We start from the raw sequence: 14,345 nt of genomic DNA, 5'->3' as shown, positions 1-14,345 counted from the left end.
GCCGGTCAGCTCGCCCCCCTTTTGGCACGTACGGACACCGCGTCGATACTGGCCCGCGACCAGTCGAGGATCTCCTGCTCGGAGAGCTCAAAAAGCATTCGAAAAGGTTACAGCGCCCAGATCTCCTCCAGCCGCTCGGCCCGCTCGTGCCGCGCCTGCAGGGCCTCCTCCATGGACACCGCGCGGAACCGGGTGGCCGTGCCCGGGGCGGCGCGGGCCAGCAGGTCCGTGTCCGCGGAGATCACGGTGCCCACCATGGCGTAGCCCCCGCCCGAGACCGCGTCCCGGTGCAGCACGATCGGCTGGGTGCCGCCGGGGACCTGGATGGAGCCCACGGCGTAGCCGGCGTCCACGATGTTGGAGGGGTCCGAGCCCGCCCCGAACGGCTGCCGGCGCTGGATCCACTCCACGCCGGGGCCCTCGAAGCGCAGGCCCATCCGGTCCGCCACGGGGGTGAGCTTCCACTCCTCCTCGACCAGCCGGCGCCGGCCCTCGTCGGTGAGCAGGTGGTCGTAGAGGCCCCACATGATCCGCAGCTCCAGCGACCTCCCGAAGCCCGGGCGGAGCCGCTCCGGGATCTCCTCGACCTCGGGCAGCAGGCCGGTGGGCTCGCCCACCGGCACCACGTCCCCGGCCTCCAGCTTCCGGCCGTCCAGTCCGCCCAGCCGCCCGATCGCGTAGGTGGAGCGCGAGCCGAGCACCTCCGGCACGGCGATGCCGCCGCGGACGGCCAGGTAGAACCGGGCGCCACCGCGGAGCACGCCGAACTTCACGGCGTCCCCCGCCGCCAGCTCGATCCGCCGCCACGACGGGCGCTCCTCGCCGTTGACCAGCACGGGGAGGTCCGCGCCGGTCACGGCGATCGTCGTCGGGGCGTCCACGGTGAAGGCGGGGCCCGTGTAGGTGCACTCGAGCACGGCCTCGACCGCGGTGTTGCCGACCAGCTTGTTCGCCGCCTGCGCGGACTCCTGGTCCATGGCCCCGCCCTGCGGGATGCCCACGTGGTAGTACCCGATCCGTCCCTGGTCCTGGACGGTGGTCAGCAGTCCGGGCTGCTCAATCGTCAGCGCCATCGAGGGCCTCCAGAAGGGTGCGGTTGTAGCTGTCGGGATCGGCGAGCGCGGCTTCGACGTCGAGGGTCACGGGTGCCTGCTTGTACCGCCAGGTGCCGTCCTCGACCTGCTGCTGGATGGAGCGGTACTCGGCCTCGTCGACCGGCCGGAACTTCACGAGGTCCCCGGGCCGGAACAGGATGAGGAAGTCCCGGAAGTCGCGCAGGTGCTGCTCGGGGTCGTAGATGGGGGCGGCGGCGATGCCGAACATCTGGTAGCCGCCGGCGCCGCGCACCGAGTAGATGCACGCGAAGCACCCGCCGTGGCCCACGGTGAGCGGGGGAGTGTCGGTGCGGGGGCTGAGGTACTTGGGCACCTCGAGCTGCCGGTCCCTCGGCACGAGCTGGTACATGAACGGCAGCCCGGCCACGAAGCCCACCATGGACACCAGCCACGGGGACTCGTGGTGGCGGCGGATGAACTCGGCGGCGTCCGCGAGGCCGTTGACCTTCGCGGCGTAGTCGAGGTCGGTGCCGGAGGGGTCCTGGTGGTAGCCCTCGCGGAAGCGGGCCACGACCTCGGCGGTGTAGGGGTCCTGGTACCAGACCGGGACCTCGATGATCCGGGTCTCGGCGGTGTACTGCGTGGACTCGCGGGCCTGCCCCTCGAGCTCCTGGGTGCGGCGCTTGAGGTCCTCGGCCCTGATGACGTCCGGGTCGAAGCGCACCAGCAGGGACGCGTTGGCGGGGCAGACGTCCACCACGCCGGGCAGGTCCAGGGCGGAGAGGCCGTGCGCCACGGTGGTGGCCAGGTAGTTGGCGGTGAGGTTCATGGCTTCGTCGAACTCCACGAACAGGAACTCGTCACCGCCCCACGTGTACCGGGCGGTGGGCAGGTACAGGGTCTCGGTCATGGTGCGCTCCCCTCACTGGGACTGTCGCCGGGCTTGTCGCCGGGCTCGTCGCTGGGTGTGCCGCCGGCCCGGCCGGTCAGCAGCTCGGTCTCGATCCAGGTGGTGTGGTGCGCCACGGCCGCGAACTCCGGGTCCAGCACGAGCCGCCGCAGCAGCGGCACCGTGGTCCTGATCCCCTCCACGTGCGTGGCGGCCAGGGCCGCGCCCATCCGCTGCACGGCCGTCTCCCGGTCCTCGGCGTGCACGACCAGCTTGGCCAGCAGCGAGTCGTAGTACGGGGCCACGGTGTCGCCGCTGCGCACGCCGGAGTCCACGCGGTACTCGGAGCCCTCCGGCCAGTCGAGGCGGCTGATCGTGCCCGGGCTCGGCATGAACCCCTTCTCCGGGTCCTCGGCGTTGATCCGGCACTCCACGGAGTGCCCGGCGAAGGAGATGTCCTCCTGCCGCAGCTCCGTGCGCCCGGTCGAGGCGATCGTGAGCTGCTCGGCGACCAGGTCCACGCCCGTGACGAACTCCGTGACCGGGTGCTCCACCTGCAGGCGGGTGTTCATCTCGATGAACGCCGCCTCGTGCCGGACGGGGTCGTAGAGGTACTCGACCGTGCCCACCCCGGTGTAGGAGCACAGCCGGGCCAGGTTCACGGCGGAGTCCCGGATGCGCTCGCGGACCTCGTCCGGCAGGTCCGGGGCGGGGGCCTCCTCCACGATCTTCTGGGAGCGGCGCTGCAGGGAGCAGTCTCGGTCGCCCAGGTGCAGGAAGGTCTGCCCGTCGCCGAGGACCTGGACCTCCACGTGCCGGGCCCGCTCCACGAACCGCTCCAGGTACACGGTGGAGTCCCCGAAGCTCGCCCCGGCCTCGGACCGGGCGGTGTCGACGGTCCGCAGCAGGTCCTCCTCGGCGCGGACCAGGCGGATGCCGCGCCCGCCGCCACCGGCCGAGGCCTTGATGACGAGCGGGTAGCCGACCTCCCGGGCCAGCGCCAGGACGGCGTCGTCGTCGCCCTCCAGGGGCCCGTTGGACCCGGCGAGGACGGGCACCCCGGCCGCGATCGCGGCCTCCAGGGCCCGGGTCTTGTGGCCCATGAGGTCGATGACGTCGGGGGCGGGGCCCACCCACGTCAGCCCCGCCTCCTGGACGCGCCGGGCGAACGCGGCGTTCTCGGAGAGGAAGCCGTAGCCGGGGTGCACGGCGTCGCACCCGTGCTCCAGGGCCGCGGCCACGAGCGCCTCCGCGTTCAGGTAGGACTTCTGGGCCGGGGCGGGGCCCACCACGGCCACGGCGCCGGCGAGCTCCGCCGCCATGGAGTCCTGGTCCACCTCGCTCACGGCCAGCACGGTGCGCAGGCCCATCTGCTGCGCCGAGCGCAGGATCCGGACCGCGATCTCGCCCCGGTTGGCCACCAGGAGCGTGGAGATCGGCACGGCTCAGCTCTCCGCGACGACGGCGATGACGTCCCCCGGGTTGACCATGTCGCCGTCCTCCACCTCGAAGGCCTGGATCGTGCCGGCGGCGTCCGACTGGACCTCCGAGAACTGCTTCATCACCTCGATGAGACCGATGACCTGGCCGGCCTCGACCGGGTCGCCGTCCCGGACGAACGGGTCCTTGTCGGGTGAGGGGCGGCGGTAGAAGACACCGGGGAGCGGGGACTGGATCTCGGTCATGGTGCGGGTCCTTTCGGTCGGGTGGGGAGACGTGGGGGCGGCGGGCACCGGGTCGGGGAGCTCCGGGTCCGGGTCGGAAGGCCGGGACGACGGCGGCCGGGCGGGTCAGGTGCCCGTCGCCGGGTGGGCGTCGATCGCCGCGCGGACGGCGCGGGCCACCGCGGGCGCCCCCGGGGCGTCGGAGTGCACGCAGACCGACTCGAAGCGCATCGGCAGCTCCGTGCCGTCCTCGGCCCGCACGACCCCCTCGGCCAGGACCTGCGCCACCCGGTCCGCGGCGGCGCGCGGGTCGGTGGCGTGGGGCGTGCGCTGGATGATCAGCCCGCCCTCGGCGTTGTAGTCGAGGTCCACGTAGAGCTCGGCCACGAACGGCACGCCGCGCTCGGCGCACACGGACTCGTGGGCGGTGCCGGCCATGCCGAGCACGGGCACGCGGTAGTCGGCGGCCACCGCCGCCACCGCCTCCATGAGCGCCGGGTCCTTGGCGACCATCCCGTAGAGCGAGCCGTGCGGCTTGAGGTGGTGCAGGTCCGCCCCGTGCTGGAGCAGGAAGCCGGTGAGGGCGCCCACCTGGTAGCGGACCAGGGACTCGACCTCCTCCGGGGTGAGCACCATGGCGCGGCGGCCGAAGCCCCACTGGTCGGGCAGGGAGGGATGGGCGCCGATCGCGACGTCGTGGGCCACGGCGGCGGCCACGGTGGCGGACATGATGTCCGGGTCCCCGGCGTGGAAGCCACAGGCGACGTTGGCGAGGTCCACGACCTGCAGCAGCTCCGGGTCGTTGCCGAAGCGGTGCAGGCCGATCCCCTCGCCCATGTCCGAGTTGACGGTGGGCCGGGTGCGGGTCTCAGGTGTGGCCATGGTCACAGCCTATGGACGCGACGCGCCCGTGGGAACGGCCTCGGGGCGATCCCCCGGCGATCCCCCTGCGATCGCGGGGTGTCCGCGGGGGCAGTGGGGCCCGTCACTGCGCTTTTCCCCGAACACCTGTAGAGTCATCACCAGTTGTTGAAGTTTCGTTCTTGCAGTTCAAGCAGTTCGCCCGGACATCGGGCGCAGCAGTTTTTCTGAGAAGACGTTTTGGCAGGCATCGCAACGCCCGAGCACCCCGATCGCCGGGGACGCTCCGTTTCCCAGAAAGACAGGTTACCCATGACTACTGGCACCGTGAAGTGGTTCAACGCCGACAAGGGCTTCGGCTTCATCACCCCCGAGGACGGCTCCAAGGACGTGTTCGCGCNTTCAACGCCGACAAGGGCTTCGGCTTCATCACCCCCGAGGACGGCTCCAAGGACGTGTTCGCGCACTTCTCCGCGATCAACTCCGGCGGATTCCGCTCCCTCGAGGAGAACCAGCGCGTCGAGTTCGAGACCCAGGACGGCCCCAAGGGCCCCCAGGCCGCGAACATCACCGTGCTTGCGTGATCACGCTCTGATCTCCTCGTGAGATCTCCGGCGCGGGGCTGAACGCCCCGGCGTCGACCTGACATCGCCACCCGGCTCCGGCCGGGTGGCGATGTTTTTTTCTGCCGGACCCCCGCACCGGGTCCCGGGTCCGGCAGCCTGGATCGGGGTGCGCCCGAGCCGACGCAGCCGGGAGGAGGGGCGGAGGATGCCCGAGGTCGAGGTGCTGCCGACGGCCGCCCAGGTGCGCCGCCTGCTGGAGGCGCAGCTGCCGCGGGAGATCCGCGGACTCCTGGACCTGACGCCGACCCCATTGGCGCAGGGCTGGGACAACGCACTGTTCCGGCTCGGCCCCGCTCACGCGGTGCGCCTGCCGGTGCGCCGCGCCGCCGTCCCGTGCCTCCTCCACGAGGTGCGGTGGACGGCCGTGGCCGGCGCACCGCTGGCCGCGCTGGGGATCGCCGTGCCCCGGCCGGTGTTCCGCGGCGGCCCCGGCGCCGGGTACCCCTGGCCCTGGTCAGTGGTCCGGTGGATCGAGGGCGAGGCCGTCGCGACCCTGCCGCTCGCCCGGCGCGGGCGGCTCGCGGAGGACCTGGCCCGGGCCCTGTCCTCGCTGCACCGGCCGGCACCCGGGGAGGCCCCGCGTAACCCCTACCGGGGCGTCCCGCTCGACGCGCGGCTCCGCGCGGCGCCCCCGTCCTGGCCGGCCGTGGCCGCGCTGCTCGGGGCGCGGCGCACCGACCGGCTCCGCGGCGTCGTCGACGACGGCCTGCGCGCCGCCCCGTGGTCACGGCCGGCGGTCTGGCTGCACGGGGACCCGCACCCCTGGAACCTCGTGCACCGGGACGGGCGGCTGGACGGTCTCGTCGACTTCGGGGACGTCTGCGCCGGGGACCCCGCGTCCGACCTCGCCGGCGCGTGGCTGGCCTTCGACGCGGACCAGCGCTCCGGGTTCCGCGCCGTCGCGGACAGCACCGGCCGGTACGACGACGACGTGTGGCGCCGCGCCGCCGCCTGGGCCGCCCTGTACGTCGCGGCGCTGGCGGCGAACCCCGGCGCCGGCCCGGACTTCGGTCCCGTGCTCCGGCACGCGGCCGCGCAGCTGGATCCGGCGTCCTGACGGCCCGGACCATCGGCAGTCCCCGCACCGTGCGCGGGGTGGTCACCGACGTCGTCGCCGACCCGGCGACGCACGCTCCTGCCCGGTAGTGCCGGACGTCGATGACGCCGCTGCGGGCCGGGTGGAGGCTCAGTCGCCGATCGTGAGCACGGAGACCGTCACCGAGGTGCAGGTGAGACCCAGGGCGGACAGGGTCGCGGCCACGGCGCGCTGCACGTCCTCGGCCACGGAGCGCAGGCGGTGGCTCGGGGCGGTGGCGATGTCCACGGACACGGCCGCCGTGGTCCCGGCCAGGTCCAGCTCCAGGCCCTGACCGCCGAGCAGGACGTCGCGCTGCAGCAGGGCGCCGCCCCACTGGCCCACGCGGCCGAGCAGCGACGGCTCGAGCCGGACCACGCCCGGCACGGCGAGCACGGCCTGCGTGAGGGCGGCGGTGACGGCCTCGGCGTCCGGGTCCGCCCCGGTGGGCAGGGTGTGCGAGCTGTCGATGTCAGGCATCGTAGACGTCCTCCACAACGATGTTCACGGCCCCTGGGTCCACGGACACGTGACGGCTCAGGACCGCGATGACGCGATCGCGGATGTCGGCGCTCACCCGCGGCACCGTGACCGTGTGCGAGATGGCGATGCGGCACGTCACGGCGTCGAGGACGGGGGCCTCGGGGTCGTAGCCCAGCTGGCCGTCGAGCCGCCGCCGCGGGGTGATGTCGATGCGCCGGGCGCGGACGCCCGGCACGGAGTCGGCCGCGAGCCGGACCAGGCTCACGAGCGCCTGCTCGCTGACGAGCACGGGGCCGATCTCGGTGACGGTGGCAGGGATGCGCCGGCCGCGGCGCACCTCCGCGCGCGCCACGGCGAGGACGTTCTCCCGCACCCGGGCGCGGGGCCTGAGGCTCTCGTCCGGGTCCGTGCCCGCCGTCTCCTCGAGGGAGCGGTGGCGGGCCGTGACCGAGCGCAGGGTCTGCAGGCTCGCGCGGGCGGCCCGGCACTGGTCGCACGTGAACTCGTGGGCGTCCGGCGGGCGGTCGATGCTCTGCCACACCTCGTCGATGCTGCGCCCGCACCCCAGGCGGGGGTTCTCGTCTATCGCCATGACATCATCCCCTTCGCCAGTTCTGCTCGTGCTCGGGCCAGGCGCCCCCGGACCGTCGACTCGGAGACGGACAGCGCCTGGGCGATCTCGCGGTAGGGGCGCTCCTGGATCTCCCGCATCAACCAGCAGGCGCGCAACGGGGGTGGCAGCTGGTGCACCAGCTGGGTGAGCTCGTCGAGCTGGTGCTGGGTCTCGGTCACGGCGGCCGGGTCGGAGGGCGACCGTGGACCCACTGTGTCATGCACGGCCGTGGATTCGGGGATTTCCTGGGGCGCCCACGGGTCCGTTTCGCGGCTGCCGGCGCGCTGCAGCAGGTCCAGGCAGCGGCGCGAGGCGATCCGGTACAGCCATCCGCCGAACGCGCCGTTGGTGGTCAGCGTGGGCAGGGCCCGCCAGGCCCGGATCAGGGTGTCCTGGACGATGTCCTCGGCGTCCTGCCGGTTGCCCACCATGTTGTAGGCGTACCGGTAGAGCCTGCCCTCGTAGCTGACGACCAGCTGCTCGAACGCGTCGACGTCCCCGTCCTGCGCCCGGGCGACGAGGGTGTCCTCGTCCAGCGCCACCGCTCCGTGCGGTTGCCCCGGGTCCACGTCGTCCACCTGCAGGTCTGCCTCTCGTCGTCGGTGCCGCCCGCGTGCCGCTCCTCGGGCGGGGTCGCCCGGTCGTGCGGCCACCCTGCGCGGTGCCGTCGGAGGACCGCACCCGGGCACACCGTCCCGAAGTGCGGGAGCGTGCCCGGACCAGCATGCACGTCCGGGCGGAATTTAGCTAGACGATCTAGCGACAATGGGATTGGATGAGGGGCGGTCGTGACCGGCATCCGTCGATCCGACCACTGGGTGTGATGCAGATCACGGCGAACGGGCGTGACGAACGGCGAGGACGGCCGGTCTTACCTGTACCGGCACCGATGACCGCCCCCGCACCGGGGGGGGCGTCGGCAGGCCGACCCGAGCACGACCAGTCCACCCGTCTTCCACGACCGAGGAGAAGCACCATGGCCCAGAACACCTCCGTTCCCCGTCCCGGCGAGAACACCTCGACCCAGTCCGGGGCGAGCATCCCCCGCACCGGCGAGGAGCGCCGCCGCGACGAGGCCCGGGAGACCCCGACCACGCTGGAGCCCCGCCGTCCGGTGGGTCCGCTGCAGTCGGACCGCGGCAACACGACGCTGGAGGACACCGTCGTGGCCAAGATCGCCGGCATGGCCGCCCGCGAGGTCCCCGGCGTCTACGCCATGGGCAACGCCGCCCGCCGGGCGTTCAACGCGATCAGCGACCGCATCCCCAACTCCCAGACCAACGTCTCCGGCGGCATCAGCGTGGAGAAGGGCGAGCGGCAGACGGCCATCGACGTGACCGTGGTCGTCGACTACGGCGCCTCCGTGGTGGAGGTCGGCAACGGCATCCGCCGCAACGTGATCCAGGCGGTCGAGCAGACCACCGGGCTCGAGGTCGTCGAGGTCAACGTCAACGTCTCCGACGTCCACCTCCCCGAGGAGGACGGCGCCGGTCGCGGCGTCCCCGCCGGCTCCTCGGCCGGCGAGCTGGAGTAGCGTCCCCGCCCGCGCGCCACCGGTGCCCGGACCGTCCGGTCCCGGACCGGGCGCGCGGGCCCACCGACTCCCGTCCGCCGTCCGCCGCCCCTCGGCGGGCGGCGGACGGGGCCACACCGGGGCTGCCCCGGACGAGCACCGGGTGCCGCCGGACCCGCCGCTCCCCGCCCGCGGCACCTCCCTTCCCCGTTGTCCCGTGAAAGGACCTCATCGTGTCTGTCTCCCGTACCGCCCTCTTCGTGGGCCTGCTGCTGGGACTGGTCGTCGCCTTCGGCACCTTCACCCAGTTCCTGCTCGTGGTGCTCTTCGGCGCCGCCGGGCTCCTGATCGGCCGTGTGCTCGAGGGCAAGCTCGACCTGTCCGAGCTCGTCGGCCGCGGCCGGAGGTGACCGGTGACCACCATCGTCCGTTCTGACGCCCCGGCGGCACGCTCCGCGGCCGGCGCCGCCGATCGCGGCCCGGCGCAGGGCCCGGCCCTCGCCGAGCGCGGCACCCTGACCGTGCCCTCGTCCGTGGTCGCCAAGATCGCGGCGCAGGCCGCCTGGGAGCTGGACGCCGTCGGCGCCGCCTCCGGCGGTGTGCTCGGCCTCGGCGCGCGCCGCGACTTCGAGCGGCGGCCCACGGCCGACGCCCGCATCTACGGCCGCGCCGCCGTGATCGAGCTCGACCTCGGGGTCGCCTACCCCACCCCGCTGCGGCGGACCGCGGACCGGATCCGCACGCACGTCACCGACCGCGTCCGCGACCTGACCGGTCTGGACGTGGAGCAGGTGGACGTGAAGATCTCCTGGCTGCACCCGGCCGGAGCCGGCGGCTCGAGAGGAGCACTGCTGTGAGCACCCCGTCCTTCCCGCCCCTGCGCCGACGCCCGGCCCGGGTCGTCCCCTCCGTGCTGGTGGGCCTGCTCGGGCTGACCGCCGCGGGCCTGCTCGCCTGGGCCGCGGTCCTGCGCTTCACCCAGGGCTCCTGGCCCGAGCCGGTCGCCACCGGCGCCCCGGCCGTCCTCGAGACCCCGGTCACCGACCCGGGGGTGCTCGCCGCCGGCATCGTCCTCACCGTGCTGGGCCTCGTCCTGCTGCTGTGCGGGCTCGTTCCCGGCCGGTACCGCGCCGCCCGGGTGCAGGTGCCCCGGCAGCTCTACGGCGGCTCCGAGGAGACCGTGCTCACCCACCGCGGTCTCGGCCGGCTGCTGGAGGCCCGCACCGCCCGGGTCGACGGCGTGGGCCGCGTCCGGGCCGAGGTGGGCGAGCGCCGCGTCCGCCTGCACGTGGACACCCCGCTGCGCGAGACCGGGACCCTGGCGTCCCGGGTGCGCACGGTCGCCGAGGACGCCTTCGTCCGCCTGCCGCTGGCCACCGCCCCGCAGGTGTCCGTGTCCGTCACCGAGAAGAGGAGCTGACCGATGCGCACCGTCTCCGGAACCCGCAACCGCGCCCTGCTCACCGTCCTGGGGCTGGTCCTGACCCTCGCCGGGGTGTGGCTCGTGCTCCTCGCCACCGGAACGGCCGCACGCCTCCAGGGCGTGAGCGCCCTGGCCCCCGCCGAGGGTGCCGCCGTGGGGGATCTCCTCGGCCCGGTCCACCAGGTCCTCCTGCCCGTGGGGATCGCGCTGACCGTCCTCGCCGGGTTGGTCGCCCTGTGGTGGCTGGCCCACCAGGTCCCCACCAGGGACCGGCCCGTGGACTACCGGCTCCAGGACGACGACGACCACGGCGTGGTCAGCATCGCGCCGTCCGTCATCGCCGACGCGGTCCAGGCGCAGTGCGAGGAGCTGCCCGACGTCAAGCGGGCCACCGTGGAGCTGGCCGGCTCCGCCCGCGACCCCGAGCTGCTCCTCGACCTGACCCTGACCCCGGGCGCGTCCGTCGACCGGGTGCTGGACCAGGTCTACGGGACGGTGGTGCTCGACGTGGCCGTCGCCCTCGAGGTGGAGCTCGCCCACGTGGCCGTCCGCCTGGACGTGGCCCGTGCGGCCCCCCGCGACACCCAGGTGGCCGTGCAGGGCACGCGTCCCCGCGCGGAGAAGACCGCGGCGCACTAGGCGTCCGGCCGCAGCGGCGCTGTCCCTGACCGGGGGGATGGGGGGCGGCGCCGCGGACCGCCGGCTCCGCGCCGCGCACCGCGTCATGAAACGCACACGATGCGTTCCGATGCGCCCGGACGCCCCGGACGTGCGGGTGATCCGGCCCTCGGGCCCCGCCCGGGCTTCCATCACGAAACGGCACGTGACGTTGCAGTGGTGAACCTCCTACGATGCGCTTGCACATCAGCACTCCCAGAAGCGAGGGAACACCATGAAGAACAGTGCAGCGGGCGTGGCGGCGGCGGCGATCGGGCTCGCGGTCCTGACGGCAGGACCGGCGACAGCCGCGCCCGGTGACGCGATGGTCTTCACCGACTGCGCCACGGCCGCCGGGTACGGCGTCCACAACATCCCGGTGGGCTCCGTCAGCTACAGCACGAGCCTCGTCGACGACGACGGCGACGGCGTCGTGTGCGAGAGCGCCGAGTGGTCCTACGACCCCACCCGCATCCCCGTGGAGAACGCATCGGGCGGCTGGAGCCACACCGTCATCGACTGGGTCCCCGGCGCCGGACCCGGGCCGGACGCCCAGCCCGGCGAGGTGCCCGGCGAGGACCCGTACACCCAGGTGGGCGAGGTGCCCGTGGGCGGCGCCGACACCGGTGCCGCCGTGGACGCCGGTCCCGGCGCCCCGGTCCTCGCCGGCGGCCTGGCCGTGGCGGCGGTGGCCTCGGCGGCGGCCGCCGCGGTGGCGGTGCGCCGGCGCGGCGCCGGCAGGGCGTAGGCCGGGCGGAGGGACCGGTCCCCGTGCCGGATCCGACCGCCGACCGCCGCAGGGGCCGCCTGGTCCCTGCGGCGGTCGTCCTCCTGCTGCTCAGCGGCTGCGCGGGCGGGTCCCCCGCGCAGCCCGCTGCCCCGTCGTCGGCGGTGTCCGCCGCGCCGGCGCGGACGCCGGTGCCGGGTGCGACGGCCGCGCCCACCACACCGGCTCCCGCACCGTCCGCCGCCCCGGCGCCCGAGGCGCTGCCGCCGGTGCTGCCGGGATCCGCGCCCGTGGCGGTGCGGATCCCCGCGGTGGGGGCCTCGTCCGAGCTGCTGCACCTGGGCCTGCGCCCGGACGGGTCGCTGGAGGTGCCGCCGACCGGTCCCGGGGCCCCGGCCTCCTGGTACACGTCCTCGCCCACACCGGGGGAGCGGGGGCCGGCCGTCCTGCTCGGCCACGTCAACGCGACCGACGGCGGGCCCGGTGTCTTCGCGGGGCTGCGCGGGCTGGCCCCCGGCGACACCGTGGAGATCACGCGGGCGGACGGCAGCACGGCGGTGTTCGTCGTCGACCGCGGGGAGCAGCACGCCAAGAACGCCTTTCCCACACGGGCCGTCTACGGCAACACGGCCGGGGCGGAGCTGCGCTTGATCACGTGCGACGGCTACGACCCCGCCACCGGCCTGTTCGACGACAACTACGTGGTCTACGCGACCCTCGCCACCTGACCCCTTCCTCCTCCCGCGAGAGGGCACCTGCCGGCGACCGGGGGCGCCGCTGTCGCCGACACCTGCGATCTCGCGGAGCAGGGCCCGGAGTGGGGGACACGCCTCGTTCTGAAGACGGAGGTGCGATCGCACACCGCGGGGGAGGATGGGAGGGCGCATCCTGTGCCGTTGCCGTTCCACCGAAGGAGATCCTCATGAGCAACCCCTATCCCCAGCAGCCCGAGGGCGCCCGCGGCGGCCCGCCGCAGTACCAGGCCGGCGGCGACCAGTACGGAGCCCACCAGGGCGGGCACCCCGGTGCCGCGCCCCCCGAGGTCAAGCGGCTCCTGACCCTGACCCTCGTCTCCGCGGCCGTCTACCTGCTCAACCAGGTGGTGGGGCTGATCACGACCGCCGGCACGGACATGTCCGCCTCGTACGAGCAGGCGGGGTTGTCCGCCGAGCAGATCGAGCAGACCCAGGGCGTGGCGACGATCTTCTCCGTCGGGATCATCGTGCTCGCCCTGGCGCTCTACGCCCTGGTCTACGTGTTCCTGAAGAAGGGCAAGAACTGGGCGCGCGTGCTCGGCATCGTCCTGGCGATCCTCAGCACCCTCGGAGTGCTGCTGGGCCTGGTGACGACCGCCTTGGTCGGCCTCAGCGGACTGGGGGTCGTCGGACTGCTCCTCGGGCTGGTGCTGGTCGTGGTGAACGTCCTGTGGCTGGTCACCGCGTTCAAGGCCCCGGTCAAGGAGTGGTTCACCCCGCGCCGCATGGTCTGATCCGCTCCGGCGCCCCTCGGGCGCCCGGCAGTTCCCACCGGAACGCCGCCCGGCCGCCGCGGCCGGGCGGCGTTCCGCCGTGACGGGCGGTGGGGACCGCTCAGCGGCCCGGTCCGATGACGCGGTCCCGGCCGGCGAAGAGAGCCACGATGCACAGCACCGCCATGAGACCCGCCATGAGCAGCAGCGGCGGCTCCCACCGCCCTCCGGCGTCGTAGAGGGCGCCGAAGACGGCGGGGGCGATCGCGGCCAGCGCGTAGCCCACGGACTGGGCCATCCCGGACAGGGCCGCCGCCTGGCGGTGGTCGGTGGACCGGAGGCTGAACAGGGACAGCGCGACGACGATGAGGCTGCCGCAGCCGATCGACCCGAGCACGATCCACAGCAGCGTCAGCTCCGGCGCGGCGGCCAGCCCCGCGAAGGTGGCCAGGGCCAGGGCACTGCCCGCGAAGGCCACGGGCCGCTGGTCGCCCAGCCGGTGCAAGAGCGCCCCGGTGCCCAGGCTGGCGCCCATCCCGATCACCAGGAACAGCGCCATGTGCGTGCCCGCGGCGGTCGCCGAGACGCCGTGGCTGCGCTCGATGCTCGGCAGCCACGCCATGAGCACGTAGAACGCCACCGACTGCAGGCCCATGAACAGGGTGACCTGCCAGCCCAGCGCCGACCGCCACGGGGACCGGTAGGGGCCCGGCTCCGCCGCGGGGACCGCCGGGCCGGAGCTCCCGGTCCGCAGCCCGGGCGAGAGCACCACCAGCGCCACGACGGCCGGCACCGCCCACACCGCCAGGGCCAGCCGCCAGCCCGCCGGCCCGGCGTGGGCGATCGGGACCACCAGCGCCGAGCCGGCCGCGGCCACCGCGCCCTGGATCGACGTGTACACGCCGGTCACCTGGCTCACGCGCAGCGGGAACTCCCGCTTCACCAGCGAGGGCAGCAGCACGTTGAGGAACGCGATGCCGATGCCGATCACCGCCGTGCCCACCCACACGGCGCCCTCCACCGGGGCGGAACGGCCGGCGATCCCGGCCGCGAGCAGCAGCAGCGACAGCCACAGGGCCCGGTCCAGGCCCGTCCGGGCGGCCACCGCCGGGGCCACGGGGGAGAACAGGGCGAACATGGCCAGCGGCAGCCCGGTCAGCAACCCGGCTTGGCCCGCCGAGATGCCGAGGTCGCGGCTGATCTCCTCGAGCAGCGGCCCCACGGTCACGAAGCCGACGCGCAGGTTGACCGCGATCAGCACCACTTTTCGAAGTGCTTTTCACCGGCCGCG

At 74.1% G+C, this 14,345-nt stretch carries 19 protein-coding genes and 1 pseudogene; 11 read left to right on the top strand and 9 right to left on the bottom strand.

Translation table 11 applies throughout. The annotated features are described in order from the left end of the window. Positions 1-107 precede the first annotated feature (107 nt). From H488_RS32810 to H488_RS32790, 5 genes are all read right to left on the bottom strand, one after another. Complete coding sequence (locus tag H488_RS32810) at positions 108-1,073, bottom strand: biotin-dependent carboxyltransferase family protein (protein ID WP_031283545.1); 966 nt, start codon at positions 1,071-1,073, stop codon at positions 108-110. Next, a complete protein-coding gene (locus tag H488_RS32805; RefSeq protein WP_017834475.1) occupies positions 1,057-1,965 on the bottom strand; it encodes a 5-oxoprolinase subunit B family protein in 909 nt (302 codons plus the stop codon). The genes H488_RS32810 and H488_RS32805 overlap by 17 nt, the downstream gene beginning before the upstream one ends. Next, positions 1,962-3,386, bottom strand: coding sequence for an acetyl-CoA carboxylase biotin carboxylase subunit (locus H488_RS32800; protein WP_017834474.1), 1,425 nt, complete (start codon positions 3,384-3,386; stop codon positions 1,962-1,964). The genes H488_RS32805 and H488_RS32800 overlap by 4 nt, the downstream gene beginning before the upstream one ends. A 3-nt stretch (positions 3,387-3,389) precedes the next feature. Next, complete coding sequence (locus H488_RS32795) at positions 3,390-3,629, bottom strand: acetyl-CoA carboxylase (RefSeq protein ID WP_017834473.1); 240 nt, start codon at positions 3,627-3,629, stop codon at positions 3,390-3,392. Between the two features lie 105 nt (positions 3,630-3,734). Beyond that, positions 3,735-4,490 carry a 5-oxoprolinase subunit PxpA gene (locus H488_RS32790; protein WP_031283544.1) on the bottom strand — a complete coding sequence of 252 codons (756 nt, stop codon included), beginning with the start codon at positions 4,488-4,490 and terminating at the stop codon, positions 3,735-3,737. A gap of 291 nt (positions 4,491-4,781) precedes the next feature. Between H488_RS32790 and H488_RS38540 the strand changes: the two are divergent. The 3 genes and pseudogenes from H488_RS38540 to H488_RS32780 all read left to right on the top strand — a co-directional run. Continuing rightward, positions 4,782-4,832, top strand: a pseudogene (locus H488_RS38540) (cold-shock protein); the annotation flags it as partial. Positions 4,833-4,897: 65 nt separating this feature from the next. Continuing rightward, the gene (locus H488_RS38535; protein WP_237740466.1) at positions 4,898-5,053 is read left to right on the top strand and encodes a cold shock domain-containing protein; all 156 of its coding nucleotides are present in this window, start codon (positions 4,898-4,900) and stop codon (positions 5,051-5,053) included. Positions 5,054-5,240: 187 nt separating this feature from the next. After that, a complete protein-coding gene (locus H488_RS32780) occupies positions 5,241-6,152 on the top strand; it encodes a phosphotransferase (protein ID WP_017834470.1) in 912 nt (303 codons plus the stop codon). Positions 6,153-6,281: 129 nt separating this feature from the next. Here the strand turns inward: H488_RS32780 and H488_RS32775 are convergent, their stop codons facing one another. From H488_RS32775 to H488_RS32765, 3 genes are read right to left on the bottom strand one after another with little or no spacing between them, the layout of a single operon-like run. Continuing rightward, positions 6,282-6,650 carry an Asp23/Gls24 family envelope stress response protein gene (locus tag H488_RS32775; RefSeq protein WP_017834469.1) on the bottom strand — a complete coding sequence of 123 codons (369 nt, stop codon included), beginning with the start codon at positions 6,648-6,650 and terminating at the stop codon, positions 6,282-6,284. Further along, a complete protein-coding gene (locus tag H488_RS36220) occupies positions 6,643-7,245 on the bottom strand; it encodes a hypothetical protein (RefSeq protein ID WP_017834468.1) in 603 nt (200 codons plus the stop codon). Before H488_RS36220 ends, H488_RS32775 begins: the two co-directional genes overlap by 8 nt. Beyond that, the gene (locus tag H488_RS32765; protein ID WP_181372613.1) at positions 7,236-7,835 is read right to left on the bottom strand and encodes an RNA polymerase sigma factor; all 600 of its coding nucleotides are present in this window, start codon (positions 7,833-7,835) and stop codon (positions 7,236-7,238) included. Before H488_RS32765 ends, H488_RS36220 begins: the two co-directional genes overlap by 10 nt. A gap of 407 nt (positions 7,836-8,242) precedes the next feature. On the opposite strand from H488_RS32765, the gene H488_RS32760 reads away from it, so the two are divergent. The 8 genes from H488_RS32760 (at position 8,243) to H488_RS0118950 (ending at position 13,075) form a co-directional block, all read left to right on the top strand. After that, entirely contained in the window at positions 8,243-8,800 is a 558-nt protein-coding gene (locus H488_RS32760) for an Asp23/Gls24 family envelope stress response protein (protein ID WP_017834466.1), read from the top strand. 212 nt (positions 8,801-9,012) lie between these two features. Then, complete coding sequence (locus tag H488_RS37505) at positions 9,013-9,189, top strand: hypothetical protein (protein WP_017834465.1); 177 nt, start codon at positions 9,013-9,015, stop codon at positions 9,187-9,189. A 3-nt stretch (positions 9,190-9,192) separates the two neighbouring features. After that, complete coding sequence (locus tag H488_RS32750) at positions 9,193-9,636, top strand: Asp23/Gls24 family envelope stress response protein (RefSeq protein WP_017834464.1); 444 nt, start codon at positions 9,193-9,195, stop codon at positions 9,634-9,636. Continuing rightward, positions 9,633-10,199: a DUF6286 domain-containing protein gene (locus H488_RS36215; protein ID WP_017834463.1), complete on the top strand. Its 567-nt coding sequence runs from the start codon at positions 9,633-9,635 to the stop codon at positions 10,197-10,199. The genes H488_RS32750 and H488_RS36215 overlap by 4 nt, the downstream gene beginning before the upstream one ends. Before the next feature lie 3 nt (positions 10,200-10,202). Then, positions 10,203-10,841, top strand: a complete 639-nt coding sequence (locus H488_RS32745) for a hypothetical protein (protein WP_017834462.1) — start codon at positions 10,203-10,205, stop codon at positions 10,839-10,841. Between the two features lie 253 nt (positions 10,842-11,094). Continuing rightward, positions 11,095-11,607, top strand: a complete 513-nt coding sequence (locus H488_RS32740; RefSeq protein WP_150110391.1) for an excalibur calcium-binding domain-containing protein — start codon at positions 11,095-11,097, stop codon at positions 11,605-11,607. A 23-nt stretch (positions 11,608-11,630) separates the two neighbouring features. Then, on the top strand, positions 11,631-12,314 hold the full coding sequence (locus tag H488_RS32735) for a class F sortase (protein ID WP_017834460.1): 684 nt from the start codon (positions 11,631-11,633) through the stop codon (positions 12,312-12,314). A 194-nt stretch (positions 12,315-12,508) separates the two neighbouring features. After that, positions 12,509-13,075, top strand: coding sequence for a hypothetical protein (locus H488_RS0118950; protein WP_017834459.1), 567 nt, complete (start codon positions 12,509-12,511; stop codon positions 13,073-13,075). Between the two features lie 100 nt (positions 13,076-13,175). Here the strand turns inward: H488_RS0118950 and H488_RS32730 are convergent, their stop codons facing one another. After that, the gene (locus H488_RS32730; RefSeq protein WP_017834458.1) at positions 13,176-14,318 is read right to left on the bottom strand and encodes an MFS transporter; all 1,143 of its coding nucleotides are present in this window, start codon (positions 14,316-14,318) and stop codon (positions 13,176-13,178) included. Positions 14,319-14,345 lie beyond the last annotated feature (27 nt).

Source organism: Kocuria sp. UCD-OTCP (assembly GCF_000349605.1).
GTDB classification, from domain to species: domain Bacteria; phylum Actinomycetota; class Actinomycetes; order Actinomycetales; family Micrococcaceae; genus Kocuria; species Kocuria rosea.
This window is presented reverse-complemented; position numbering and strand designations above follow the sequence as displayed.